The 2,498-nt window shown below is 32.3% G+C and carries 3 protein-coding genes; 2 read left to right on the top strand and 1 reads right to left on the bottom strand.

The genetic code is table 11. The annotated features are described in order from the left end of the window. Positions 1-286 (top strand): hypothetical protein (locus F0Q32_RS26360; RefSeq protein ID WP_223145809.1); only part of this gene is annotated, 286 nt, incomplete at its 5' end. Positions 287-649: 363 nt separating this feature from the next. After that, entirely contained in the window at positions 650-1,258 is a 609-nt protein-coding gene (locus F0Q32_RS20525; protein ID WP_122639769.1) for a helix-turn-helix domain-containing protein, read from the top strand. 39 nt (positions 1,259-1,297) lie between these two features. Here the strand turns inward: F0Q32_RS20525 and mobV are convergent. Next, positions 1,298-2,498 (bottom strand): MobV family relaxase (mobV, locus tag F0Q32_RS20530; protein WP_149464565.1); only part of this gene is annotated, 1,201 nt, incomplete at its 5' end.

Consider the following 2,498-nt stretch of genomic DNA (forward strand, 5'->3'; position numbering starts at 1 on the left):
AGGTTTTTTTCTTTTTGGCCCCTGCCAGGCTCACACCGAGATTTCTCGGTATAGTGAGTATACCTTTACTGCAATATTGAAAATCTATAAATACATCTACAATAAAAAAAGCAAAAGTCAACGGCTCAATCCCTCGCAAGGGAAAATTAAAATTTCCCCTTACTCACGATTTCCAATAAAAGAAAAAAGACAGAACGCTGAGCAAGTCAAAATTTTAATTTTGGCTTGTGAAGGGTTGACCAAGCGAAGCGCGGTAGATTGCCCGGAACGGGAAGGTCTGTTGTAGCGGTAGCGAAAACACATCTCCCTGAAAGGGGGTTTTCTTCTGTGAAGCCTGGTAAGTTCTATGCTCGATCTGGAGGTTTGCACCGTTTACTCTCTTACTTTCTTATTGTTTTAATCTTACATACCCCTCTAACCCTTACCACAACTGACTTAAATCAAAAAAAAGTTATAGTTTCCTATAACCGAAAAGTTATAGATTTCTATAACCCCAGTTATAGATTTCTATAACCCCCCTAAGTTGGTCATTCGACCAACTTCATATAACTAAGTTATAAAAAGTTGTAATCATGTATTGACTAGTTGTATATTTAGCTTATAACTGAGTTATAAGTATTTATAATTTAATTATTAAAAGGGGTTTAATATGAAAAAAAATAAATTAGTAAATAAAGAAAATTTCTCAATATTAGAGACTTTACCGGAAGATCCATTATTTGAAAATAAATCGATGTTAGAAATGGATTTAAATCAATTCGATTTATTTAATAGAGTTGCAAACGAAGCCGTTGAAGAGCTTGTTATAAGGGAAATTAACGATCCTAATGACCGAAGCGATAAAAACAATGATGGTATTAATTTAAATGCTAAAGTCTATGTAGAGAAAGAAAAAAAGACTTCATTAAAAAAAGATTTTGTTATTACATTTGTTGAAAATCTTGAAGCTTTAGCAAAATTAAATTTAAAACCAAACGAGTTTAGAATTATCGTTGAAATTGTAAAGGTTATGGAATACGGAAATTTAATTAACCTTTCACAATCAACGATTGCGAAAAATTTAAATCTTGCTAAATCTAACGTAAGTTATTATTTTAAAAATCTCAAAAAGAAAAATATTTTAGTAGAAAAAGATGGGCATGTTTTTATGAATAGTAATATTTTTTCAAAAGGTTTAGCCCATCGTTTAGACGAAGAAAAAAGAAAAAATTTGAGATCTGCGCAAGTCGAAGACGAGAATTTCAAAAATACATTTTAAAACCAACGGGAAATTTTACACTGTTTCCCGTTCCGGGCTTTATAATTTTAAAGCCTTTGGCTTATGCTCTGCCTTGTAATTATTGTTTTGCTGTTTCTGGGTGTATTCTGCATCTGCTGCTTCAATAGCAGCATTGAAGAGCTGTTTAAATTCTGCCGGTTTATGCTCTTGTATTAGATCTAAAACATCGCTGTTGATTTTATATTTTTCATATCTCTGCGCAATTGAAGTATTTTCTTTTAACTGCCTTTTGTATTCTATTATTTCTAACTCCATATCTTTTAGTTTTCTATTTTTATTTTGGATAATTTGATCTTGCTCAGCCGTGGCTTTGGCCACTGCCAGCTTCTGCTCTTGTTGTACCCGTTCCTGGACTCTTCTGTTGAAGTTTTGACGGAGATCTGACAACTCAGCCTCTGAATGCTCTAAACGGCTCTTAAACCCGTTTAGACGAGCTATCAAGGGCTTTCGTTCGTTCTTGTAAGGTTTTAGAGCCTTTCGTATGTAACGATTAACCTCAGCTCCTGTGTAGTGCTTAGGCACTACCTCCGGATCTCTAAATATTTTTTTCTTTTCTTCCGTTTCAATAACTCTAATTTTTTCAATTTTATTATTTTCGATTTCTAATTCGGTTTGATTTTTGATGTTTTTAATGTCGCTGTAAAATTCCTTAACTTCTTTATATTTTGCATTGGAAATTTCTTTTTTAACCCCACGGATTAAACCCAATGGTTTATTATATTTAAAATAAATATCCTGCATTGTTTCATATTTTTTCATATAAGATTTATTGTTTAATTTATATTCCCCGTTTTTATATTCGATTCCAGTTATAAAAGCGTGAATATGTGGGGTTTGCTCGTCTAAGTGTAAAACTGCATTAATTGCATTTTCCCCAAATTCATTTTGCAAATACTCCATTTGAACTTTTACCCAATCCTCTAATTTTTTGTTATTTTCAAAAAATTCAGGGGAAGCAGTTAAAATTAATTCATTACAAACAACAGAAGTAGAATTACGAGCTTTAACATTGGTTGCTTGGAACCTTGCATTAAGATCAGTTCTTAAATCACCAGAACCGATTAAAATTCGGTTTTGGGATTTAAGGTTAGGATCTGCATTATGTGTTTTTCTCAATCGCATATTGTGAGAATTTTTTCCAGCGATTGAAGTATTTTTTGTTTTTTCAACTCTTAAAATTGCATAAGCCATATTTGAAAACCTCCCGGTAAAAGCAGTA

Source organism: Pseudocitrobacter sp. 73 (genome assembly GCF_008369545.1).
Lineage (GTDB): Bacteria > Pseudomonadota > Gammaproteobacteria > Enterobacterales > Enterobacteriaceae > Pseudocitrobacter > Pseudocitrobacter vendiensis.

Coding starts and splice junctions, on each gene's coding strand:
- F0Q32_RS20525 (WP_122639769.1), top strand. CDS start 650: ATGAAAAAAAATAAATTAGTAAATAAAGAAAATTTCTCAATATTAGAG.